Source organism: Protofrankia sp. CiP1_Cm_nod4, assembly GCF_982290645.1.
Genome location: NZ_CEVIVC010000003.1, coordinates 12,883 through 36,590 on the forward strand (window position 1 = coordinate 12,883; position 23,708 = coordinate 36,590).

The following is a 23,708-nucleotide window of genomic DNA, read 5'->3' on the forward strand; positions in this document are numbered from 1 at the left end:
GTCCCGTCCGTCCGCGCCGGACGTTGTGCCAGCTGTGCCGGAGCTGTCGGCCGCCGGCGTGCCGTGGGCCGCCGCGGCGGCCCGGACCTCGGTCACGTCATGGCTGACGCCGATCCACTCCAGCGGATAATCACCCTCAGTAATAGGAACGATCCGCATGACGAGCACCCGCTCCGTCCCGTCCACGGTGTCGAGCCGGAACTCGGCGTCGAAGACGGCGCGCTGCTCGACAGCCCTGCGCCAGGCGTCGGCGACCCGGTCCCGGTCCTCGGCGTGCACACCGTCGAGCCAGCCCGCCCCGGCGATCTCCGGGAAGCTCTGGCCGGTGGCGGCCCGCCAGCGCGGCATGTCCACGTCCAGGGCGCCGCGGGCGCCGGCGTGGAACACGTCCGTGTCCCCGGCCCGCGCGAGCGCCCGGTACCGGGCCTCGCCGCGGGCCAGCTGGTGCCGGGTGTCGCCGATCCTGGTGACGTCGGTGGCGACGAGCGCCGCGCCCAGCGGCACGCCATGGGCGTCCGTGGCCGGGAACCAGCTCATCGTCCAGATCCGCGGCGGCTGGGCGGCGGTGGCGGCGCTGACCTCGAAGGTGGCCACCGGCTCGCCGGTGGTGAGCACCCGCCGCAGCAGGCGGTCCATCTCGTGGCCGATGTCGCCGAGCAGCTCCGGCATGGTGCGGCCGATGTGCTCGCCGGGCGCCCGCCCGTTCAGCCTGGCCAGGACGTCGTTGACCCGCAGGTAGCGGCCCTGGGTGTCGTAGAAGGCGAAGCCGGCCGGCGCCTGGGTGAACAGCGCCTCGAGCAGGGTGATGACCGGTTCCACCGCGGCGGGCGGCCGCGGCGGGCTCCCGCCCGGGCCGGCCTCGGCGGGCTCCCGCCCGGCGGTGCCCCTGCCGTCGTCGTCCCCGGCCACCTCGGCGTCCTCGGCTCTCTGCGCGTCCGGGTGGCCGGCGCCGTTCGTCCGGTGGGCCCTGTGAGCCTCGCTCCAGCCGGCCTGGTCACCCGCCGGCCCGCTCCGCGGCTGTCCGGAAAGCTCCCCGAGGAACGGCGTCGTCATGGGAGACGATTGTGGCCGGTGTGGCACCGTTGTGCCCAAAACCTTCGACGGCCCGGGACACACCCTGAGCCTGGAAGACACCTCATGCGCCCGATCGTGCCGGGCCGGGCAGGCCGTGCGCTGTCCATCGACCGACAGGGGTGGCGCGCATCGCATGTGCGACGTCGCATGCCCGGCGGCGTCCCGCCCGTCCTCTCCCGGCCGCTGCCGGCCCTGGGCCGCCCGGCCGGGCAGCACCCGCCCATGCCCCTGACAGTAGCCGGCCCGGCCCGGCCATATCGGGCCCAACGGATTCCCCGGGAACATGGGCCGCATTATCGACATCCTTTGTCGTTCCATTGTGATGAATGCCCGGGGCCAAACGCCCAGGATCATGCCGGGCCCTGTCGCCGGGGATTCGTTAGGGTCTGGGTCCGTGGCTGCTGGACACGGCAACGAACACGGACCCGCACCGGAGACCGGAGCGGACACCGGCATCGAGGGACAACTGTTGTGGACGCCGTCCGCGCGGCGGGTCCGCGCCGCCGGGGTCACCGCCTACCTCGAGTGGCTGGCCGCCGAACGGGGCCGACGGCTGACCGACGCCACCGCCCTGTGGCAGTGGTCGGTGGACGATCTCGACGGCTTCTGGGACTCGGTCTGGGACTTCTGCGCGGTCGAGGGCGAACGCGGGGACGGGCCCGCGCTCGCCGACGCGCGGATGCCGGGTGCCCGATGGTTCCCGACCGCCCGGGTGAACTACGCCGAGAACGCCCTGACCCGCCACGGGCCGGCGCCGGCGGTGATCGCCGTACGCGAGGACGCCACCACGGCCGTGGTGTCCTGGGACGAGCTGCGCCGCGAGGTCGCGGCGGCCGCCGCGGGCCTGCGCCGGCTGGGGGTCGGGCCGGGCGACCGGGTCTGCGCCGTGCTACCGAACTGCATACACGCGGTGGTCGCCATGCTCGCCACCACCGCGATCGGGGCGGTCTGGTCGTCCTGCTCCCCCGACTTCGGGCCCACCGGCCTCGCGGACCGTTTCGCCCAGGTGCGCCCGACCGTGCTAATCGGCGTCGACGGCTACACCCACGGCGGCAGGTCGTTCGACACGCTCGGCGTGCTGGCCAAGGCGGCCGAGCGGCTGCCCGGCCTGCGCGCCACCGTCGTCGTCGCCTACCTGGCCACGGACGCCCTCGACCGGGCCCGCGCCACCGGCCTGCCGGGCCTGCTGGCCTGGGAGGACCTGCTCGCCGGGTGCGACGACGCCGTCCCGGCCTTCCACCGTCTCCCGTTCGACGCGCCGCTGTGGATCCTGTACTCCTCCGGCTCGACCGGAAAACCCAAACCGATCGTGCACGGTCACGGCGGCATCCTGCTCGAACATCTCAAGACGCTGGTGCTCCACCTCGACATCGGGCCGGACGACCGCTTCCTGTGGGTGACGAGCACCGGCTGGATGATGTGGAACCTGCTCGTCTCCGGCCTGCTCGCCGGCGCGGCCGTGGTGCTCTTCGACGGGAGTCCGAAATTCCCCGGCCCCGGCACCCTCTGGCGGCTGGCCGAGGCCACCGGAGTCACCTGTTTCGGGACGAGCCCCGGTTTCCTGACCGACTGCGCGCGCTCCGGCACGGTCCCCCGTGAGATCGCCGACCTCTCGGCGCTGCGCACCGTGGGATCCACCGGCGCGCCGCTGCCCGCGCGGACGTACGCCTGGGTGTACGAGTCCGTCGGCGACGACCTGATGCTGTCCTCCATCAGCGGTGGGACGGAGGTGTGCACCGCGTTCGTGCTCGGCCTGCCGACGCTGCCGGTGCGCGCCGGGGAGATCCCCATGCGTGGGCTCGGCTGCGCGGTGACCACCTTCGACGAGCAGGGCAAGGAGGTCGTCGACGAGGTCGGCGAGCTGGTGGTCACCGCCCCCATGCCGTCCATGCCGGTCGCCCTGTGGGGGGACGAGGACGGCTCGCTGCTGCGGGCAACCTACTTCTCGGCCTACGAGGACGTGTGGCGGCACGGGGACTGGGCGAGCATCACCGCCAGCGGGGCGGTGTCCATCCACGGCCGGTCCGACGCCACGCTGAACCGCGCGGGCGTCCGGATCGGTACCGCCGAGCTGTACCAGGTGGTGGAGAGCATCCCCGGCGTGACCGAAAGTATCGTCATCGACACCTCGACCGCCGGCCGGCGTGGGGAGCTCGTCCTCTACGTCTGCCTGGCCGGCGGCGTGGTGTTCGACGACGCGTTCACCGGGACGCTGCGCGCCACGATCCGCCGTGAGCTCAGCCCCCGTCACGTGCCCGACCGCGTCGAGGAGATCGCCGAGGTCCCGCGCACCCAGAACGGCAAGAAACTGGAGGTGCCGGTCAGACGGCTGCTGCTGGGCGAGCCGCTGGAGCGCGCGGTCAGCCTCGGCGCCGTCGCCAACCCTCAGGCGCTGCTGCCGTTCATGCCGCCGACGACCCGCTGACCGGTCCGCTGACCGGTCCTACGACGTGACGATCCCCTGCCCGGTCAACTACCCGGGCAGGGGATCGTCACGTCGTACGCGTTCTACGCGGAAACCAGCCGTACGCGGGGCAACTAGTCGAGGAACTCCCGCAGCCTGCTCGCGACCGCCGGCTTGCGCAGTTCGCGCAGGGTGTCCCGCTCGATCTGGCGGATCCGTTCCCGGGTCAGCCCCAGCCGGTTGCCCACCTCGGCGAGGGTGTGCTGCTTGCCGTCGGCGAGGCCGAACCGCAGCCGCATCACCTCACGCTCACGCGGGGTGAGCCCGCTCAACACGCCTTCGATCTCATCCTGCATGGCGCCGTAGGATGCGGCGTCCGCGGGCGAGGTGGCGTCGGCATCCTCGATGAAGTCACCGAGGACGGAGTCGCCGTCGTCGCCGACCGCGGTCTCCAGGCTGACCGTGTCCTGCGCGTACCGCCGCAGTTCGACGACCTGCTCGATCGGCATGTCGAGCTCGAGCGCCAGCTCCTCGTCGGTCGGTTCCCGGCCGAGCGTGGAGACGAGCTGCCGCTGCAGCCGAGTGATCTTGTTGATCTGCTCGACCACGTGTACCGGGATCCGGATGGTCCTGGCCTGGTCGGCCAGGGCTCGGCCGATGGCCTGCCGGATCCACCAGGTGGCGTAGGTGGAGAACTTGTAGCCCTTGGCGTAGTCGAACTTCTCGACCGCGCGGATCAGGCCGAGGTTGCCCTCCTGGACCAGGTCGAGCAGGGTCATGCCCCGGCCGCTGTACTTCTTGGCGACCGAGACGACCAGGCGCAGGTTCGCCGAGACCAGCTGCTGCTTGGCGGCGTGCCCGTCGCGGACCAGGGTCTGCAGGTCCCGGCGCAGCTCCGGAGCCAGGTCGGGGTCGGTGTCGAGCTTGTGCTCGGCGAACAGCCCGGCCTCGACCCGCTTCGACAGCTCGACCTCCTGCGCGGCGTTGAGCAGCGGCACCTTGCCGATCTCACGCAGGTACATACGGACGAGGTCGGCGGTCCCGGCGTGCTCGGACGTCGCGCGCGTGGCCGCAGCCCCGCCCGGCGCCTCCTCTTCTTCCTCGTCGAGAACCTCGACCCCGAGTGTGGTCAGCCGGGCGACCAGGACAGGCAGCAGTTCAAGACCGAGATCGGCGGTCTCCAGTGCCTCACGGAGCTCGGCACGGCTGAGTTCGCCGGACTCACGTCCACGCGCGACGAGCTCGGCGACCTGAGTGACGTCGAGTTCGTCGGTATCATCGGGCACGGCAGCCAAGCTGCGGCTGGGCGTCGTGCGGGCAGGAGTGGATGACCGACGAGTCCGTCGCGTGCTCACGGCACGCGTACGCGGCTCATCGGAGCGCTCATGAAGTTCGAGGGCAGGCAGCGTCATCAGTAGCAGATCCGAAGGTCGGTGCGGGTGACGGGTCTTGGTGCTTGCACGTATGGGCAACGCCTGGGGACGTCTCTCCCATTCCGCGTTCAGACACAACCGGACGTAAGCGATCGCCGGGTCTACGAAGCAGTGTAGACCCTCACCCTCGGGACGCCGCACCCGCTGTCGCGAAGACTACTCCGCGGATCGGCCAGTGTGTCACGAATAACTAATTATCTCTTCAGTTCTCCACGTCCGCGCTGTCGAGAACGAGACTAGCCCCAATTTTCCACCAACATGACCACAACAATGTGGACAGACCGTAACAATCGTCACTGAGAGTACGTGAGATCACGAAGGTGCCACGAGGTTCCGGCGCTACCGGCCACCGGCCCCGGTACCCTCACACGATGTCATCGCCGGCCCTGTCGTCCGAGGTGCTCGCCGAACTCCGAACGTCCGCGATCGAGGTACTGCGGGACAACGATCTGGGCGAGGCGACCCGGCCCTCCCCGACGCTCTACCCCCACCAGTGGCTGTGGGACAGCTGCTTCATCGCCATCGGGCTACGGCACGTCGACCCCGGACGGGCCAGCCGGGAAATCCTCGCGCTGCTGCAGGGCCAGTGGCTCAACGGGATGATCCCGCACGTCATCTTCTCCGGCTCCGGCAGCTACCACGCCGGGCCCGACCGGTGGCGCTCCGACCTCGTCGACGCCGGCCCGCGGCACGTGCAGACCACCGGCGTCACCCAGCCGCCGATGATCGCCGAAGCTGTCGTCCGCGTCGGCGAGGTGTTCGACCCGGCCCGGCGCCGCGAGTTCTACCGGGCGGTCTATCCGGGCCTGCTGCGCTACCACTGCTGGCTGTACCGCGAACGCGACCCCGACGACACCGGGCTGGTCACTCTGGTCCACTCGTGGGAGTCGGGGATGGACAACACCCCCGCCTGGATGGAGCTCACCCGCAGGGCGGCTCCCATCCCCCTGAAGCTCATCCGCCGGCTCAACGGGGATGGCGCGCTCGACGCCCTGCGCCGGGACAACAAGGAGGTTCCGTCCGACCAGCGGCTGTCCGCCACCGACCTGTTCACCCTTTACCACCTGGTCGGGGAGCTACGCGACGCCCGTTACGACTTCAGCCGGATTCGTGCGTCCCGCGTCCCGCTGGTACAGGATGTCGCCTTCAACGCGATTCTCGCCCGCGCGAACGACCACCTGCGCGACATCGCCGCCGACATCGGCGAACAGCTGCCCGCGCAGCTGCTGCGCTCGGCCCGCCGGACCAGGGCGGCGCTGCCCGCCCTGTTCGCCGACGGCATGTACTGGAGCCGGGACGCGCGTTCCGGCCGGCTGATCCGAAGGCCCACGATCGCCGGCTTCCTCGCCCTGTACGCCGGTGTCGTGCCCCCCGCCGGCGTCGAGGATCTTGTCAGCCGGATGACCGCACCGCGGTTCTGGCCGGCCCACGGCATCGCCAGCACCCCCACCGACGATCCCGACTTCCAGCCCCGCTGCTACTGGCAGGGCCCGGTCTGGGTGAACATGAACTGGCTGCTCGCCGACGGGCTCGACCGCGCCGGCCGCGGCGAGCTCGCCGACCGGCTGCGCGCCGACACGATCTCGATGATCGCCGGTTCCGAGGGCCTGTACGAGTACTACTCACCGTTCGACGGCACCGGAGTGGGCAGCAACCACTTCTCGTGGACGGCAGCCCTGCTCCTGGACCTGCTCGACGGCCGGAAACCGGCCCACCGCCTGCCGTCCGCCCGCACGGGCGCGGACGGGGAGCACCTGACCCGGCACGGCGGCTGACCAGCCGCCGCGCCGGGTCCACCGGCTCCCGCGATACTGGCGGAAGGCACATATTCGTGATCTGCGGTATTCCCGCGGCAGTCAAGATCGATTCGGTGCGAGGCGGCGCTGTGGCGTGGGCTACGACGACGAGGCCGCAGGCTGTTCGCCGGGTGAGGGCGGGACCGTGAGGCGGGCGATGGTGACGGTGTGGCCGGCCGGGCTGGTCTGGGTCGTCAGCGGGCCGTCGGCGGCGGACTCCGGCCGCGGGCGCTGGTCGAATATGACGATGTAGCCCGAGGCCAGGCTGAGGTGGTTGAGGTAGCCGTCGAGCTGGGTCATCGCTTCCTTGACCGGGTCGGCGTAGCCGGGGCGGTGGGTCTTCACCTCGAAAGCCTCGTGCTGTTCGGCACTGGTGCCATCGGGGGCGGTGTAGCGCCAGGTCATATGGATGTCGGCCCAGCCGCCGCCGGCGGCGAACTCCCGGAAGACGTCACCGTCGCCGTTCACAGCCCGGTCGAGCCAGCTCAGGAAGATGGCGTGCGGGATGGCCTCCCGGTAGGGCCTCTTCACCCTGAGCATTGGCTCGTTGTTCCGCCAATAGCGGGCGAGCGTGGTCAGCATGTCCGGCACGTCGAAACGGCCGTCGGGGCGGACGAAGTCCCGCGGTGCTGGAAGCGCCCCCGGTCACGCACGACGATCTCGGCCAGCGCGCGGGCGATGACCTCATCGTAGATCGGGTTGGCGATCCGCAGGCCGCCGTCGGGCGTCTCGGCGACCAGGCCGAGGTCGCGTGCATAGGACCGGTCGTCCGAGCAGGTCAGGTCGGCCGGCTCGTCGGTGCTAGCGAGAACGGGCTCGAGAACCCGGCGTACCGCCGGCTCCTGGAGCCGGCGGACGAGTGAGTCGAGGTGACTTGGCCGGGCCTGGATGATCCGTTCCCGGGCAGCGTTGACGTGTTCCACCGAGACCGGCTCTGTGACCGGGACCTTCATCCGGTCGACGATCTCGGCCGCCAGCGCGTTGACCAGCCAGGGCTGGCCCGTGGCCAGCCGGTGCACCTGCTCCACGGCCTCATCGGTGAACACCCGATCGGTCTCTGCCGTGTGCTGACTGTAAAGATCGTGGATCTCGTCCAGCGTGAAGTCACCGAGTCGCAGCGACTCGACGATGACGTTGAACGGGCTCGGCCCCCCGGACAGTTCTGGGCTGCCGCCGGCGGCGACCTTGTAGTGGCGAACGTCCCGCAGCCCGCACAGCGCGACCGAGGCCGGGAACGCACTCGGACGGTATTCAAAGCCGGTGCGCAGCTGGGAGAGCACCCTGACCAGGGTCGCCCCCTCCAGCGAGTCGATCTCGTCCACGCACCGGCCTCCGCTGCCTACCGACCACAACCCGATCAACGCAACTCTACGGACAGCGCTCGGCGTGGTCCTGCGACGGCTCGACAGCCGAAGGCTATCTAGATCAGGCGAAATACCGCATCCCGCCGCGATACCGCCCGGTCTCAGCTGCAGCCGCTGGTGGAGCCGCACTGCTCGCACACGTAGCAGCTGCCTGCGGGACGCATGGTGACCCCGCAGGTGAAGCACAGCGGCGCGTCCACCACGTTCTGCGCCGACAGCGCCTCGCCCGGTGGGACGCTGCGCGGCAGTTCGCCCCGCACCTCCCGGGCCGACAGGCCCACCGGGTGGGTGTGACCGGTCTCGGCGGGCACCGTCGGCACCGCCGCGGCACCGGCCGCCGCCGCCTCGTTCGCCGCGGGCCCGGCCGTCGCGGAGCCGGTCGCCTCGGCCGGCCCGGCGTCGGCTGTCTCCACCGTGTCCGTTTCCACCGCGTCCGGCTGGCCGGCCCCGCCGTGCTGGCCGGTGAGCTGGCGGGCCCGCTCCCGCGCGCTGAGGACGCCGAGCTCCGCGCGGGTCTGCTCGGGGAGGTAGTCCAGGGCCAGGCGACGGAAGAGGTAGTCCATCACCGACTGGGCGATCCGCACGTCCGGGTCGTCGGTCATGCCGGCCGGCTCGAAGCGCATGTTGATGAACTTGCGGACGTAGGTCTCCAACGGGACGCCGTGCTGGAGCGCGATCGAGACCGCGATGGCGAACGCGTCCATCACGCCGGAGAGGGTCGAGCCCTGCTTCGACATCTTGATGAAGACCTCGCCGAGCCCGTCGTCGGGATACGACCCGGCGGTCAGATACCCCTCGGCACCGCCCACGGTGAAGGAGACGGTCTGCGACTGGCGGATCTTCGGCAGCCGGCGCCGGACCGGACGGTGCTCCCCGGGCTGTGCGGCGGCGGGCTGTGCGGCCGGCTGCTCGCCCGCGCCCCCGGTCACGGACCGCTTCGCGCCGCGCAGGTCCGACAGCGGCTGGCCGACCTTGCAGTTGTCCCGGTAGATCGCCAGCGCCTTCAGACCGAGCCGCCACCCCTCCAGGTAGATCTGCTCGACGTCCTCGACCGTGGCCGACGTGGGCATGTTGACGGTCTTGGAGATGGCGCCGGACAGGAACGGCTGGACCGCCGCCATCATCCGGATGTGGCCCATCGGGCTGATGGCCCGCTCCCCGATCGCGCAGTCGAAGACCTCGTAGTGCTCGCGGCGCAGGCCGGGGGCGTCGATGACGTGACCGTGCTCGGCGATGTACTCGACGATCGCCTCGACGGTCTCCTCGGCGTAGCCGAGAGCGCGCAGCGCGGCGGGAACCGTCTGGTTGACGATCCGCATGCTGGAGCCGCCGACCATCTTCTTCATCTTCACCAGCGCGAGGTCGGGCTCGATGCCGGTGGTGTCGCAGTCCATCGCCAAGCCGATCGTGCCGGTCGGGGCGAGCAGGCTGACCTGCGCGTTGCGCCAGCCGTGCTTCTCCCCGACGCCCTGGGCGCGCTCCCACTCGCGGGCGGCGACGGCGAGCACCCGGGCGTCGTCGACCCCGACCGTGCGGACGGCGTCCGTGGCGGCGGCGTGCTTGCGGATCACCCGGCGGTGGGCGTCGGTGTTGCGGGCGAAGCCGTCGTAGGCCCCGAGCGCCGCCGCGAGCTCCGCCGAGCGGCGGTAGGCCGTCGCGGTCATCAGCGACGTGACGGCCGCGCCCATGGCCCGGCCGCCCTCGGAGTCGTACGCGCGGCCGGTGGCCATCAGCAGCGCGCCGAGGTTGGCGTAGCCGATGCCGAGCTGGCGGAACATCCGGGTCACCCGCGTGATCTCCGGAGTCGGGAAGTCCGCGAAGCAGATCGAGATGTCCATCGCCGTGATGATCAGCTCGACGGCCGCCACGAACGCGTCGGCGTCGAAGCTGAGGTCCTTGCGCAGGAACTTCATCAGGTTCAGCGACGCCAGGTTGCAGCTGGAGTTGTCCAGGTGCACGTATTCGCTGCACGGGTTGCTGGCGCTGATCCGGCCGGACTCCGGGCAGGTGTGCCAGTCGTTGATCGTGTCGTCGTACTGGATCCCGGGATCCGCGCAGTCCCAGGCCGCCTGGGCGATGGAGCGGAACAGCGACCGGGCCCGGAGGGTCTCGATCGTGCGCCCGTCGAGCCTGGCCCGCAGGTCGAAGCCGGCGTCGTCGACGACGGCCCGCATGAACTCGTCCGTCACCCGCACGGAGTTGTTGGCGTTCTGGTACTGCACCGAGACGATGTCACGGCCGCCGAGATCCATGTCGAAGCCGGCGTCCCGCAACGCACGGATCTTGCTCTCCTCGCGGGACTTGGTCTCGACGAAGTCGACGATGTCCGGATGGTCGACGTCGAGCACGACCATCTTCGCGGCCCGCCTGGTCGCGCCGCCCGACTTGATCGTGCCGGCCGAGGCGTCGGCCCCGCGCATGAAGCTCACCGGGCCCGAAGCGGTGCCGCCGGAGGACAGCAGCTCCTTCGACGATCGGATACGCGACAGGTTCAGCCCGGCGCCCGACCCGCCCTTGAAGATCAGCCCCTCCTCCCGGTACCAGTTGAGGATCGACTCCATCGTGTCGTCGACCGAGAGGATGAAGCAGGCCGAGACCTGCTGCGGCGCGGGGGTGCCGACGTTGAACCACACCGGGCTGTTGAAGCTGAACACCTGGTGCAGCAGCATCCAGGTCAGTTCGTGCTCGAAGATCTCGGCGTCCGCCGGCGAGGCGAAGTACCCGTGCTCGGTGCCGGCCGCGCCGTAGGCGCGCACGACCCGGTCGATGAGCTGGCGCAGGGACCACTCGCGGGCGGAGCTGCCGAGCGCGCCGCGGAAGTACTTGCTCGTGACGATGTTCGTGGCGTTCACCGACCAGAAGTCGGGGAACTCCACCCCGCGCTGCTCGAAGTTGACCGAGCCGTCGCGCCAGTTGGTCATGACGACGTCCCGCAGCTCCCAGGTGACCTCGTCATAGGGGTGGACGCCCGGCGAGGTGTTGACGCGTCGCACCTGCAGGCCAGCGGCCCTGGGGGCGGCCTTGGTGCCGGCCCTGGGGGCGGCCTTGGTCGCTTTCGTGCCACGGTTGTCGGTCATGGCGCTCCTCGTCTGGCGTCGGTCGGATGGTGTTTCTCACCAGCTGTCTGTCGCGTCGGGGTGCGTGGCTACGACGGCGCCCGGTCGGCCCGCCCGCGCAGGTCGGTGATCGCCGTCTCGAAGTCCGCCAGCGAGTCGAAGGAGAGGTACACCGAGGCGAACCGCAGGTAGGCGACCTCGTCGAGCTCCCGCAGCGGCCCGAGGATCGCCCGGCCGATCTCGTCCGAGGCGACCTCGGCGGCCCCCGAGGCACGCAGCGTGTCCTCGACCAGCTGGGCGAGCCGGGCCAGCGCGTCCGCCTGGACCGGCCGCCCCTGGCATGCCCGCCGCACGCCGGCGATCACCTTCCCGCGGCTGAACGGCTCGGTGACACCGCTGCGCTTGATGACTCGCAGTGACGCCTCTTCGATCGTCGTGAAACGACGGCCGCAGGACGGGCACGACCGACGGCGACGGATCGCGGCGCCCTCCTCGGCCTCCCGGCTGTCGACAACCTTGCTGTCAGGGTGCCGACAGAACGGACACCGCACGCACAACCTCCAAGATCTTGTCGACTTACAGCCACGTAACTACAAGATGTTGTGGTCAACACTAGGACCGGACACCACGAGCTGGCAAGCTGGCCCACCCGCGGAACCTCATGACACATGCATCACAGAAGACCCTTCATGCGGACCTGTCATGACAGGCCCGTCATGGCAGGCCCGTCACGGCAGACGGAGCATCTGACCGGGGACGAGATCGGTCGTCTCCAGCCGGTTGAGGCCGGCCAGCCGGGCCACGACCACCCGGGTGTCACCGTCGGGAGCCAGCGCGCGCGCGATGCCCCACAGCGTCTCCCCGGAACGCACCACGTGGACGCGCACCGGCCGGTCGTCCCCGGTCGGCGCGGCCGACGACGTCACCCGGGCCACGGACAGCACCAGGCAGGACACCAGCATGACCAGGACAATCAGGACAACCCGGCCCCGCCCGGTCAGCCGCAGCGGAGGCTCAGCCGACGCCCGCATCGTCCACCTCCCCAACTTCCACCAGCACATACCACTTCCAACAACATGATCAAAGAACATCCGTTCGATCGAACGTCTGATCGAGTTTGTACCGCACGGTCCCGACGGAATCGTCGTGACACGCTCGAACAGACGTTTGAGATATCCGGCCGCGGCGGTTACGGTCGTAGCGATCAGATTCAGGTCAGATCCAGGTCGTGGCCGCCAGCTCCGGTTCACGGCAGAACGTCGGATATGCCGGGAGCGCAAGTCTGCCATGACCGACAACGAAGGAGTACGGCAGGGATGACCACCGACGACAACCGCACCCGCCGCGGCCGGCCACCCCGCGGCTCCGTGCGCGACCTGCCGGACGGGCCGGCGGACGCCACGGGCCTGACCCCCCGCCAGCGCAGGGTGCTTGAGGTGATCCGCGACGCCGTCGAGCGCCGAGGCTACCCGCCGAGCGTGCGGGAAATCGGCGATGCGGTGGGGCTCACGAGCACGTCCAGCGTCGCGCACCAGCTCAAGACGCTGGAGGAGAAGGGCTTCCTGCGCCGCGACCCGCACCGCCCGCGGGCCATGGAGGTCCTCTCCGCGCAGGCACCGGTACGCCCCGTGCCACGCCAGGCGCCCGCCGTTGGTACGCTCGCGGCAGGCTCGTCGGCGGCTGGCCCCGCACAGGCGGCCTATGTGCCGGTCCTCGGCCGCATCGCCGCGGGTGGGCCGATCCTCGCCGAGCAGGCGGTCGAGGAGGTCTTCCCGCTCCCCCGCGAGATCGTGGGGGAGGGCACCCTGTTCACCCTGCGGGTCGTCGGGGACTCCATGGTCAACGCCGCGATCTGCGACGGCGACTGGGTGGTCGTCCGCCAGCAGCCGGTCGCGGACAGCGGCGAGATCGTCGCCGCGATGATCGACGGCGAGGCGACGGTCAAGACGCTGCGCCGTCGTGACGGCCACGTCTGGCTCGAGCCGCAGAATCCGGCCTATGCTGACATTCCGGGTGACAGTGCGACGATCCTCGGCCGGATCGTCGCGGTTCTTCGCCGGGTCTGATCCTCCCGGGAGTGAGCATGGGCACAGGTGTCGACCGGCACCGCGCCGGCCGGGTCGTGGCTGTCGTCGGGCCGACAGCGGCCGGCAAGAGCGACCTGGCGATCGCGCTGGCCACCGAGCTGGGCGGTGAGATCGTCAACGCCGACTCCATGCAGCTCTACTGCGGGATGGACATCGGCACCGCCAAGGTGCCGCCGGCGGAACGCGGTGGTGTCCCCCATCACCTGCTCGATGTCTGGGAGGTCACCCGCGCCGCCGACGTAGCGTCCTACCAGGCGCTGGCCCGGCAGGCCGTCGACGGCCTGCTGGCCGCCGGCCGCACGCCGGTGCTCGTGGGCGGCTCCGGGCTCTACGTCCGGGCCGTCCTCGACGACCTCGCCTTCCCCGGCACCGACCCGGCCGTACGGGGACGGCTGGAGCGGGAGCTGTCCGAGCGGGGCCCGGCCGCGCTGCACGCCGATCTCGCCGCGCGGGCGCCGGCGGCGGCGGCGGCCATCCTGCCTGGCAACGGCCGGCGTATCGTGCGCGCGCTGGAGGTGGTGGAGCTCACCGGCGGCTTCACCGCCTCCCTGCCGGAGCACCGCTCGGTCTACGACGTGGTCCAGTTCGGCATCGACCACCCGCAGCTCGACGAGAGGATCGCCGGCCGGGTGGCCGGTATGTGGGCCGCCGGCATGATCGAGGAGGTCCGCGCCCTCGTCGACATGGGCCTGCGGGACGGCCCCACCGCGTCCCGGGCGCTGGGCTACGCCCAGGTTCTCGCCTGGCTCGACGGCGCGCTCGATTCGGCCGAGTCGGCCCGGCTCGCGACAATCGCCGCGACGCGCCGACTTGCACGCAGACAAAGGTCGTGGTTTCGGCGCGATCCTCGCATAATTTGGCTGGACCGTCCCGACGTCGAACAGGTGGCGGGCATGGTCGACTCGGCCTGAACGTGCGACGACTCCGTGGCTCGTTCTTCCCGCCGGCTGGAGACACCCGTCGTCTGGAGACATGTGTGACCGCGATCGAGTTGAACCTCGTCCCGGCCCTGTGTGCCGCGTTCGACGACGGGTCGTTACAACTGCACTACCAGCCCGAGGTCGACCTGCGCACCGGGTCGGTCCCCGGGATGGAGGCGTTCCTGCGCTGGCACCATCCCGACCGGGGGCTGATGAACCCGTCGCAGTTCATGCCGGCCGCCGCGGCCGCGGGCCTGTCCGACCAGGTCGGCCGCTGGGTGTTACGCACCGCCGTGGCCGAGGCCCGGACATGGCACGAAATGGCCGCGGGAACCGCGATCCGCCCGCCCCGGCTGTGGGTCAACGTGACCGCCGACCAGCTGACCCGGCCCGGTTTCGCGATCGAGGTGGAACAGCTCCTGCACGGCCGTGCGCTGCCGCCGGGAGCGCTCGGGCTGGAGTTCACCGAACAGACCCTCGGCCTCGCGCGCGTCGGGGTGCCCCGGCTGCTGGCCCGGCTGCGCTCGTTCGGGCCGGCCATCGGCGTCGACGGCTTCGGCACCTGGTACGCGTCGCTGTCCACCCTCGACGTCCTGCCGCTGGACATGGTGAAGATCGATGGCCGCTTCCTGCACGCGATGCAGCGGGACCTGGAGGGCGAGGCTGTCCTGGCCTCGATCATCACACTGGCCCACCGGCGGCGGCTGGTCGTGACCGCCGAGGGCGTCGACAGCGCGGTCACGGCGTCCCGGCTGGCGGCGATGCACTGTGACCGGGGAGCCGGCCGCCTGTTCTGCCCGCCCGTCCCCACCGACGACGCCCGGATGATCGCCCTGGGCCGCGGCCGGCCGAACCGGCGCCACGGGCGCTCCCGGCCGGCCAGCGGCACGGGACGCGCCGGGCGCGCCGCGCCCGACCGCGGTGACCGGGCCACCGGCACCGCCAGCATGGCCGCCGTCATCTGACCGGGAACCACCGTCGTCCGGTCGAGAAAATTCGGTCGCGGCCCCGGAACGGACGTGGGAGCCTGCGATAAAGGAGGCAGCGACATGACGTTTCCCGCCCTCTTCGACGCCTCCGGCGAGGCGCTCGACCTCGCCGACCGTCTGGCACTGCGCCGGGTACCAGGCCTGGCAACCGAGCTCGACGACGTCACCGAGGTCGAGTACCGCCAGCTCCGGCTGGAGCGGGTGGTCCTCATCGGGGTGTGGACCTCGGGCACGGCCGCCGAGGCGGAGACCTCCATGGCCGAGCTCGCCGCCCTGGCGGCCACGGCCGGCTCGGTCATCCTGGACGCGCTCGTCCAGCGTCGGGACACTCCCGACTCGGCGACGTACGTCGGCTCCGGCAAGGCGCGTGAGCTGCGCGACGTCGTCACCGCCACCGGCGCCGACACCGTCGTCTGCGACGGTGAGCTGACCCCCGGCCAGCTGCGCCAGCTGGAGGACGTCGTCAAGGTCAAGGTCATCGACCGGACCGCGCTGATCCTCGACATCTTCGCCCAGCACGCCACCTCCCGGGAGGGCAAGGCCCAGGTCGAGCTCGCGCAGCTGCAGTACATGCTGCCGCGGCTGCGTGGCTGGGGTGAGTCGATGTCCCGCGCCGGTGGTGGCATCGGCACCCGCGGCCCCGGCGAGACGAAGATCGAGACGGACCGGCGGCGGCTGCGCACGCGCATGGCCAGGCTCCGCCGGGAGCTCGCCGGGATGAAGACGGTCCGGACGACCAAACGCTCGGCGCGGCAGCGCAGCGGCATCCCCGCGGTCGCGATCACCGGCTACACCAACGCCGGCAAGTCCTCGCTGCTCAACCGGCTGACCGGCGCCGGGGTGCTGGTCGAGGACGCCCTGTTCGCCACGCTGGACCCGGCCGTGCGGCGGGCCACGCTGCCCGACGGCCGGACGTTCACCCTCGCCGACACCGTCGGCTTCGTCCGCCACCTGCCGCACCAGATCGTGGAGGCGTTCCGCTCCACCCTGGAGGAGGTCGCCGACGCCGACCTGCTGCTGCACGTCGTCGACGGCTCGCATCCCGACCCGATGTCACAGATCTCCGCGGTCCGCACCGTGATCAACGACATCGACGCCGGGGACGTCCCCGAGCTGCTGGTCGTGAACAAGATCGACGCCGCCGGCCCGGACGTGCTCGCCCGGGTGCGCCGCGCCGTCCCCGGCGCGCTCCTCGTCTCGGCGCGCACCGGGGAGGGGCTGGCCGCCCTGGTGGCGGAGCTGACCGAGCGCGTCCCCCACCCCGACGTCGAGGTGTGCGTGCTGCTGCCGTTCACCCGCGGTGACCTGGTCTCCCGGGTGTACGCCCGCGGGGAGGTCCTCGGCCTCGAGCACACGGCGACCGGCACGGTCCTGCGGGCCCGGGTACCGGCCGAGCTCGCCTCCCAGCTCACCAGCTTCTTCCTCGAACCGGCCTGAGGCTGGCCTGAGGCTGGCGGGCCTACGCGGCCCGCTGGCCCACGCCGTTGCGCCAGAACTCGACCAGCAGCGCGGCGGTGACCTCCGGGTTCTCGGTCGCCGGCGAATGCGCCGCCCCGGCGATCACCTCGTAGCGGGCGTCCAGGCGTGCCGCCATCTCCGCCTGCAGACGCGGCGGCCAGGCGTCGTCGGCGGCCCCGTGGGCGACCAGCACGGGTACGTCGTCCTGGCTGACGGCGTCAGCGAGCTCACCGACCCGGTCGGGTTCGCTCAGCAGCTGCTCCCCCATCACCCGCAGGCCGACGTTGCTGCTGGCGAAGAACCGGCGCTCCAGGAACTCCAGGCCACCGGGCGGGTACACGGCGGTGTCCGCGGCCCGCATGGCGGCCCATACCGCGTCCCGGCCGCTGCGCTTGTACACCACCCGCATGGCCTGCAGCGCGATCCGCCGAGGGCCGACGATCCCGGCCGGGCCGGAGCTGAGCAGCACGAGGCTTGCCACGCACGACGGGCGGGCGATGACCGCGGTCCGCGCGACCAGCCCCCCGAAGGAATGGCCGAGCAGGTGCACCGGGCGACCGATCTCGTCGGCCACCCGGCCGACGTGTCCGGCCAGCGCGTCGACCGTGCAGTCCCGCTCCGGGTCGGCCGCGGGTGACTCGTACTGGCCGTGCTGGTCGACCGCGACCACGTCGAACCCGGCCCGCGCGAGCCGCGGAATGATCGGCAGGAAGTCCTCCTTGCTCCCGGTGTAACCGGGCAGCAGGACGACCGGCGGGTCGACGGGCGATCCGGCTCGTAGGACCGCGAGGCTCGCGCAGGTCGAGTGCTGTACCCCGGATGGCAGTTCCGTCGACCTCGAGATCATTACCCAGGACTCCCCTGCTCCCACACGGCGACCACGTACCCCACACCGTAAGGGGCGGCGACATACTCAGCACGAGACGTCCATGACCACGTGCGCGTGTCGCTCATGGTGATGCCCGGATCGTGCGCTGTGGCGGTGACGGTAGCACCGGCAAGCCGCGCGCCGGCGAGTACCTGCCACGACGCGCGGCCCGCCGCCAGCAGCTCCCGCGAGAGAGCCGGGTCCAGGCGCAGCAGCGCGGCCGCGTCGCCGGCGGCGAGCGCCGCCGCCACCGCGGCGTCGTGGCCGTCCGCGCGGCTGTCGAACCCGCCGGGCGCGCCGGCCGTCCGCCGTGCGCTGCCGTCGCCCATCACCAGCAGGGCGACCCGCCGCGCCGAGCCGGCGAGCTCGGCGCCGATCCGGGCGGCGTCCGCCGCGCTGGTCGTCGCGCTCACGCCGAAGCCGGTGACCGCGCCCTCCCACCGGGCCTGCCCGAGCAGCCAGGCCCCGACCGTCAGCGACAGCGGCAGCGCCGGGGCCGCCTCCGGCGTGGGAGAGGCCGCCGCGGGAGGATCCGGGACGCGTCCCAGCGTGACCGACAGCGGCACTCCGTAACCGGCCATGCTTCCGGACTCGCCTGCGGCGTACGGCCCGGTCCGTGGCGCGTCACCCACGACGACGACCACGTCCGGGCCGCCGGCCACAAGCCGGCGCACGGCCTGGACCGCCGGCTCACGCACCGCGACGGCCTCACCGGCGGCGAGCTCGGGGACGAGCAACGGTGGATGCGGGCAGAGCACCGCCGCCGTCAGCGTCACCGCCGCAGCGCGGGCATGCCGAGCAGCGTGGGCGCGCCCGCGGCGGCCGCGGCGGCCGGCCGTTCCCGCTCGGCCTCCCACAGGTCACCGGCCCTGGTCCGCCGGTGGGCGAGCAGCGGGCCGTCCGCGACGAGGTGATGGGGCGCGCCCCGCGTGACCGCCGTCCGCACCACGTCACCGGGACGGATCAGGGTGGCCGACGGCGCGCCCAGATGGACCAGCCGGCCGTCCCGGGCGCGACCGGAACGCCGCCCGGTGGCGGCGTCCTTGCGCCCCTCCCCCTCGACGACGAGGACCTCCACCGGCTGGCCGACGAGCGCGCGGTTGCCCACCCAGGAGACCTCGTCCTGGACCGCCACGAGCCGTTCGTAGCGGTCCCGCACGACGGCCGGGTCGACCTGGCCGTCCATGGTGGCGGCCGGGGTGCCCGCCCGCGGGGAGTACTGGAAGGTGAAGGCCCCGGCGAACCGCGCCTGGCGCACCACGTGCAGGGTGTCGGCGAAGTCGGCCTCCGTCTCGCCCGGGAAGCCCACGATGATGTCGGTGGTGATGGCGGCGTGCGGCATCGCGGCCCGGACCCGCTCGAGGATTCCCAGGAAGCGCTCCTGGCGGTAGGAGCGGCGCATCCGCCGCAGCACCGCGTCCGACCCCGACTGCAGCGGCATGTGCAGCTGCGGGCAGACGTTCGGGGCCGTCGCCATCGCCTCGATCACGTCGTCGGTGAAGTCCCGTGGATGCGGTGAGGTGAACCGGACCCGCTCCAGCCCCTCGATCGTCCCGCAGGCGTGCAGCAGCTTCGCGAACGCCCCGGGATCGCCCAGCGACCGGCCGTAGGAGTTCACGTTCTGGCCGAGCAGGGTGATCTCGATGACGCCGTCGGCGACCAGCGCCTCGACCTCGGCCAGGACGTCGCCCGGACGCCGGTCGGTCTCCCTGCCCCGCAGGCTCGGCACGATGCAGAAGGTGCAGGTGTTGTCACAGCCGACGCTGATGCTCACCCACGCCGAGTGGTGCGTCGAGCGGCGGGAGGGCAGCGCGCTGGGGAAGACCTCCAGCGCCTCGACGATCTCGACCTCGGCCGCCGCGTTGTGCCGTGCGCGCTCGAGCAGCACGGGCAGCCGGTGCAGGTTGTGGGTGCCGAAGACGACATCCACCCAGGGCGCCCGCTCGGTGATCGTCGCACGGTCCTTCTGCGCGAGACAGCCGCCGACCGCGATCTGCATGCCCGGATGCTGCTTCTTCGCCGGGTACATCTGGCCAAGATTGCCGTAGAGCCGGTTGTCGGCGTTCTCGCGGACGGCACAGGTGTTGAACACCACCACGTCCGGCGTGGCATCCGTGGCCGCGGGCACGTAGCCGGCGGCATCCAGCATGCCGGCGATCCGCTCGGAGTCATGGACGTTCATCTGACATCCGAATGTCCGGACCTGGTAACTGCGGGGACTCACACAGCCAGCCTACGGCGCGGGCGCAACAGACACTTTCCACCACCTCTGACAGGCGGCCCCTATCGGGCGGTCTCGACGGCGCGGGTCTCGCGGACCACCGTGACCCGGATCTGACCCGGGTAGGTCAGCTCGTCCTCGATCTGCTTGGCGACGTCACGGGCGAGTATGTGCGCGGCGATGTCGTCCACCTGCTCCGGGACGACCATCACCCGGACCTCGCGGCCGGCCTGCATCGCGAAGACCTTCTCCACCCCCGGGCGTTCCCCGGCGATCTGCTCGATGCGCTCGAGCCGTTTGACGTAGGACTCCAGGCTCTCCCGGCGGGCCCCCGGCCGTCCGCCGGAGATCTGGTCGGCGGCCTGGGTGAGCACCGCCTCGACCGAACGCGGCTCGACCTCGTTGTGGTGCGCCTCGATGGCGTGGACGATCTCCTCGTCCTCGCCGTAGCGGCGGGCGATCTCGGCGCCGATGAGGGCATGGCTGCCCTCCACCTCGTGGGTCAGCGCCTTGCCGAGGTCGTGGAGCAGGGTGCCCCGTTTGGCCAGCGCCGGCGGCAGCCGCAGCTCGGCGGCCATGATCCCCGCCAGGTGCGCGGACTCGATCAGGTGTGCCAGGACGTTCTGGCCGTAGCTGGTCCGGTACCGCAGCCGCCCGAGGATGGCGATCAGCTCGGGGTGCATCTCCGCGATACCGGTCTGCATGAGCGCGTCCTCACCGGCGCGCACACAGCGCGTCTCGACCTCGCGCCTGGCCCGGTCGTGCTCCTCCTCGATGCGGTGCGGGTGAATCCGCCCGTCTCCGACCAGGGCCTCCAGCGTGATCTTGGCGATTTCGCGGCGTACCGGATCGAAGCAGCTGAGCAGTACCGCCTCGGGCGTGTCGTCGATGATGACGTTCACGCCGGTGACCGACTCGAACGACCGGATGTTGCGCCCCTCACGGCCGATGATGCGGCCCTTCATCTCGTCGCTGGGCAGGTGCAGGACGGAGACGACCGACTCCGTGGTCGTCTCCAGGGCGACCCGCTGAATGGCCAGCGTAACGATCTTCCTGGCCCGTTCCTCACCCTGCTCCCGGGCCTGTGCCTCGATGTCACGGACCAGTACGGCCGCGTCCCGCCGGGCGTCGGCCTCGACGACCTTGACGATTTCGGCCCGCGCCTGGGCGGCGGTGAGCCGGGCCGCCTCCTCCAGCGTCCGGCGGCGTTCCTCCTCCAGGTCGACGACCTCCGCGCGCCGCCTGGCGAGTTCGGCCTCCCGGGCTGCCAGGTCGTGGTCCCTGGCCTCGATGTGACGGGCCTGTTCATCCATGGCGGCGGCGCGGGCCTCCAGCCGCTGCTCGCGCTGGGCGAGACGGGCGTCCCGCTCGTGCAGCTCCGCCCGCAGCGCCCGCACCTCCTCCTCGGCCTGCGTCCGGAAGGTCTCCGCAGACTTCCGGCCGGCCTCGCGCGCCTTCGCCTCGACAAGGGAGCCACGCAGCGCCAGCTCCGCATCGGCCCGCTCCCGCAGCGCCCGGGCGTTCTCCTCCGCGCGGCGGAGCAGGTCCGCGGCCTCCCGCTCCGTCTGCTCCCGCAGGCCGGCGGCCTGCCTGATGATCTCAGCGGCTTCGCCGGGCTCGGCCGTCGCCACCTCGGCGTCAGCGCCTCCCGAACGCAGGACGCGCAGGAGGAGCAGCGTGATTACTCCCAGACCCAGGAGCACGCAGACGGCAAGCACGACGAGGAGAACGCTCATCGGTCCTCCTCCCTCAGCCGGGATCGACCCGCGATCAGCGGGCCGGAACGGCGAGGGACTCACGAAACGGGCTGTTCCGGAACTCGTGAAGGCGTGTTGCCACCGACAAACGCCTGAGCCCACGCGGATGCGGCGGCGTCCGCAGACGTCGCGATCCGGGCCAGCCGCCCTCGTGTGAAGTTGTTTCGCACTATCGGAACCGCGTCACCGCGGGAGCCCTCTCACCTTTGCTGAGAGTAGGTCTGCGACTCATGGACGGTCAAGAAAAGCTAGTCAAGCGAACCATCCGCGACCTCCTCGGTGACCACTCGCACAACAAGATCGGACGGGTAGCCACGACGGCCGAGCAACGCGGCCAGACGCCGGGTGCGCACCTGGGCCGGCAGCCCTGCCATCGCCGGCATACGACGTCGCACCAGCTCCCGCGCGGCGGCCTCCTCGTCGTGGGTGTCCAGGTTGTCCTGGTCGGCGAGCGCCGCGGCGATGACCTCCACGTCGACCCCCCGACGGCGCAGCTCGTGCACGAGCCCGTGACGCCCCAGGCCGCGGTTCACCCGCGCGGAGGAGATCAACGCGGTGGCGAACGCCCTGTCGTCGACAAGACCCACCTCGGCCAGGCGGGCCAGCACCGCCCGCGCGGTATCGGGATCCACCCCACGCCGCGCCAGGGTGGCAGCCAGTTCCGCGTGGCTTCGCGGCCGGGCCTCAAGCTGACGCAGACAGATCTCCCGCGCTCTGGCGACCGGGTCCGCGGCCTCTTTCACAGGTCCGCGGCCTGTTTCACAGGTCGGCTGGCGGCGGGGACGCCGGATCCACGTCGAGCGTCGGCACCAGGCCGAGCTTTTCCTTGATTCGCTTCTCGATCTCGTCGGCGATGTCGGGGTTGTCCCGCATGAAGGAACGAGCGTTCTCCTTGCCCTGGCCCAGCTGGTCGCCGTCGTAGGTGTACCAGGCTCCCGACTTGCGGATGATGCCGTGCTCGACCCCCATATCGATCAACGAGCCCTCCCTGCTGATGCCGCCGCCGTAGACGATGTCGAACTCCGCCGTGCGGAACGGGGGGGCCATCTTGTTCTTCACGACCTTCACCCGAGTACGGTTACCCACGGCATCCGCCCCATCCTTCAGGGTCTCGATGCGGCGGACGTCCAGCCGCACGGAGGCGTAGAACTTCAGCGCCTTGCCGCCCGTGGTCGTCTCGGGCGAACCGAACATGACGCCGACCTTCTCGCGGAGCTGGTTGATGAAGATGGCGGTGGTCCCCGAATGCGACAGCGCACCGGTGAGCTTGCGCAGCGCCTGGGACATCAGCCTGGCCTGCAGACCGACGTGGCTGTCACCCATCTCACCCTCGATCTCGGCCCGGGGCACGAGGGCCGCCACCGAGTCGATGACGATGATGTCGATCGCGCCGGACCGGATGAGCATGTCCGCGATCTCCAACGCCTGCTCACCGGTGTCGGGCTGGGAGACCAGCAGCGCGTCGGTGTTGACCCCGAGCTTGGCCGCGTAGTCGGGGTCGAGCGCGTGCTCGGCGTCGATGAAGGCCGCGATCCCGCCGGCGGCCTGGGCGTTGGCGACCGCGTGCAGCGCGACGGTCGTCTTCCCGGACGACTCCGGACCGTAGATCTCCACGACGCGGCCACGCGGCAGCCCACCGATGCCGAGTGCCACGTCCAGGGCGATGGAACCGGTCGGGATGACCTGGACCGGTGGGCGGGTGTCGTCACCGAGCCGCATCACCGAGCCCTTGCCGAACTGCTTGTCGATCTGTGCGAGGGCGTTCTCCAACGCCTTCTCGCGGTCGAGTCCTGCCATCGGGGTCACTCCAGGCTGAGGTCGTCGATTCTTGGCCACGATGGCGACGGTAGGGGGCGGGTCCGACAATTTCGAGCGCCGGGCCGCGCCTGTGGACAACTGGACGGTCGAAGCAGCCACGATCAACAGCCTTTCTCACCCCACCGGGGCACCTCGCTACTCGACATCCACAGTAGGCGAACATGCGTTCGATGGCATCATCGACACGCCGTCGACACGCTGAGGCTCCCGGGATGGAGCCTCAGCGTTCGCGCGCGGGCACCCCGAACTCCTCGCACACCGCCCGCCAGACGTCCTTGGCGTCGTCACCGCGGGCGAGGGCCGCCTCGACCGTGGCCCCGCCGAGCCCGGCGACAACATGGTCGCGGGCAACCGACTCCGCGTACCCGGAGCCGAACTGCTTGTTCATTCGCGCCCAGAACTCGGTCAGCCGCACGGGTGCAAGTCTGCCCTTCCCGACAGACGGACTCGTGACAGGCAGACT

The 23,708-nt window shown here is 71.3% G+C and carries 20 protein-coding genes; 6 read left to right on the plus strand and 14 right to left on the minus strand.

Annotated elements, in window-relative coordinates:
• Positions 1-1,053: PAS domain-containing protein (locus AC5LSR_RS01450; RefSeq protein ID WP_493468069.1), on the minus strand; the 1,053-nt coding region annotated here is incomplete at its 3' end.
• Between the two features lie 415 nt (positions 1,054-1,468).
• Between AC5LSR_RS01450 and AC5LSR_RS01455 the strand changes: the two genes are divergently transcribed.
• The gene (locus AC5LSR_RS01455; protein ID WP_250284696.1) at positions 1,469-3,499 is read left to right on the plus strand and encodes an acetoacetate--CoA ligase; all 2,031 of its coding nucleotides are present in this window, start codon (positions 1,469-1,471) and stop codon (positions 3,497-3,499) included.
• Between the two features lie 113 nt (positions 3,500-3,612).
• On the opposite strand, the gene AC5LSR_RS01460 is transcribed toward AC5LSR_RS01455, so the two are convergent.
• On the minus strand, positions 3,613-4,890 hold the full coding sequence (locus AC5LSR_RS01460; protein ID WP_250284693.1) for an RNA polymerase sigma factor: 1,278 nt from the start codon (positions 4,888-4,890) through the stop codon (positions 3,613-3,615).
• Between the two features lie 392 nt (positions 4,891-5,282).
• Between AC5LSR_RS01460 and AC5LSR_RS01465 the strand changes: the two genes are divergently transcribed.
• Positions 5,283-6,686: an amylo-alpha-1,6-glucosidase gene (locus tag AC5LSR_RS01465; protein ID WP_250284691.1), complete on the plus strand. Its 1,404-nt coding sequence runs from the start codon at positions 5,283-5,285 to the stop codon at positions 6,684-6,686.
• A gap of 120 nt (positions 6,687-6,806) precedes the next feature.
• On the opposite strand, the gene AC5LSR_RS01470 is transcribed toward AC5LSR_RS01465, so the two are convergent.
• From AC5LSR_RS01470 to AC5LSR_RS01490, 5 genes are all read right to left on the minus strand, one after another.
• Positions 6,807-7,247, minus strand: a complete 441-nt coding sequence (locus AC5LSR_RS01470) for a hypothetical protein (RefSeq protein ID WP_493468070.1) — start codon at positions 7,245-7,247, stop codon at positions 6,807-6,809.
• A 35-nt stretch (positions 7,248-7,282) separates the two neighbouring features.
• Positions 7,283-8,029 carry a hypothetical protein gene (locus AC5LSR_RS01475; RefSeq protein WP_250292362.1) on the minus strand — a complete coding sequence of 249 codons (747 nt, stop codon included), beginning with the start codon at positions 8,027-8,029 and terminating at the stop codon, positions 7,283-7,285.
• A gap of 143 nt (positions 8,030-8,172) precedes the next feature.
• Positions 8,173-11,148: a vitamin B12-dependent ribonucleotide reductase gene (locus AC5LSR_RS01480; protein WP_250284685.1), complete on the minus strand. Its 2,976-nt coding sequence runs from the start codon at positions 11,146-11,148 to the stop codon at positions 8,173-8,175.
• A gap of 68 nt (positions 11,149-11,216) precedes the next feature.
• The gene (gene nrdR, locus AC5LSR_RS01485) at positions 11,217-11,678 is read right to left on the minus strand and encodes a transcriptional regulator NrdR (RefSeq protein WP_250284683.1); all 462 of its coding nucleotides are present in this window, start codon (positions 11,676-11,678) and stop codon (positions 11,217-11,219) included.
• Between the two features lie 177 nt (positions 11,679-11,855).
• Entirely contained in the window at positions 11,856-12,158 is a 303-nt protein-coding gene (locus tag AC5LSR_RS01490; RefSeq protein ID WP_250284681.1) for a LysM peptidoglycan-binding domain-containing protein, read from the minus strand.
• Positions 12,159-12,443: 285 nt separating this feature from the next.
• On the opposite strand from AC5LSR_RS01490, the gene lexA reads away from it, so the two are divergent.
• The 4 genes from lexA (at position 12,444) to hflX (ending at position 16,560) form a co-directional block, all read left to right on the plus strand.
• Complete coding sequence (lexA, locus tag AC5LSR_RS01495) at positions 12,444-13,193, plus strand: transcriptional repressor LexA (RefSeq protein ID WP_250284680.1); 750 nt, start codon at positions 12,444-12,446, stop codon at positions 13,191-13,193.
• Positions 13,194-13,210: 17 nt separating this feature from the next.
• Positions 13,211-14,125: a tRNA (adenosine(37)-N6)-dimethylallyltransferase MiaA gene (gene miaA, locus AC5LSR_RS01500; RefSeq protein ID WP_250284678.1), complete on the plus strand. Its 915-nt coding sequence runs from the start codon at positions 13,211-13,213 to the stop codon at positions 14,123-14,125.
• Between the two features lie 65 nt (positions 14,126-14,190).
• Positions 14,191-15,099 (plus strand): EAL domain-containing protein, encoded by a 909-nt coding sequence (locus AC5LSR_RS01505; protein ID WP_250284676.1) that lies wholly within the window; start codon positions 14,191-14,193, stop codon positions 15,097-15,099.
• Positions 15,100-15,183: 84 nt separating this feature from the next.
• The gene (gene hflX, locus AC5LSR_RS01510) at positions 15,184-16,560 is read left to right on the plus strand and encodes a GTPase HflX (protein WP_250284674.1); all 1,377 of its coding nucleotides are present in this window, start codon (positions 15,184-15,186) and stop codon (positions 16,558-16,560) included.
• Positions 16,561-16,582: 22 nt separating this feature from the next.
• Here hflX and AC5LSR_RS01515 read toward each other — a convergent pair whose 3' ends face one another.
• From AC5LSR_RS01515 to AC5LSR_RS01545, 7 genes are all read right to left on the minus strand, one after another.
• Positions 16,583-17,428, minus strand: a complete 846-nt coding sequence (locus AC5LSR_RS01515) for an alpha/beta fold hydrolase (protein WP_250284672.1) — start codon at positions 17,426-17,428, stop codon at positions 16,583-16,585.
• A complete protein-coding gene (locus AC5LSR_RS01520; RefSeq protein WP_493464378.1) occupies positions 17,428-18,225 on the minus strand; it encodes a class III extradiol ring-cleavage dioxygenase family protein in 798 nt (265 codons plus the stop codon). The genes AC5LSR_RS01515 and AC5LSR_RS01520 overlap by 1 nt, the downstream gene beginning before the upstream one ends.
• On the minus strand, positions 18,222-19,673 hold the full coding sequence (gene miaB / locus AC5LSR_RS01525; protein WP_445548754.1) for a tRNA (N6-isopentenyl adenosine(37)-C2)-methylthiotransferase MiaB: 1,452 nt from the start codon (positions 19,671-19,673) through the stop codon (positions 18,222-18,224). Before miaB ends, AC5LSR_RS01520 begins: the two co-directional genes overlap by 4 nt.
• 59 nt (positions 19,674-19,732) lie before the next feature.
• Complete coding sequence (rny, locus tag AC5LSR_RS01530) at positions 19,733-21,406, minus strand: ribonuclease Y (protein WP_250285858.1); 1,674 nt, start codon at positions 21,404-21,406, stop codon at positions 19,733-19,735.
• A 269-nt stretch (positions 21,407-21,675) separates the two neighbouring features.
• Entirely contained in the window at positions 21,676-22,170 is a 495-nt protein-coding gene (locus tag AC5LSR_RS01535) for a regulatory protein RecX (RefSeq protein WP_250285859.1), read from the minus strand.
• A 16-nt stretch (positions 22,171-22,186) separates the two neighbouring features.
• Positions 22,187-23,224 carry a recombinase RecA gene (gene recA, locus AC5LSR_RS01540; RefSeq protein ID WP_250285860.1) on the minus strand — a complete coding sequence of 346 codons (1,038 nt, stop codon included), beginning with the start codon at positions 23,222-23,224 and terminating at the stop codon, positions 22,187-22,189.
• Positions 23,225-23,465: 241 nt separating this feature from the next.
• On the minus strand, positions 23,466-23,660 hold the full coding sequence (locus AC5LSR_RS01545) for a DUF3046 domain-containing protein (RefSeq protein ID WP_250285861.1): 195 nt from the start codon (positions 23,658-23,660) through the stop codon (positions 23,466-23,468).
• Positions 23,661-23,708: the final 48 nt, after the last annotated feature.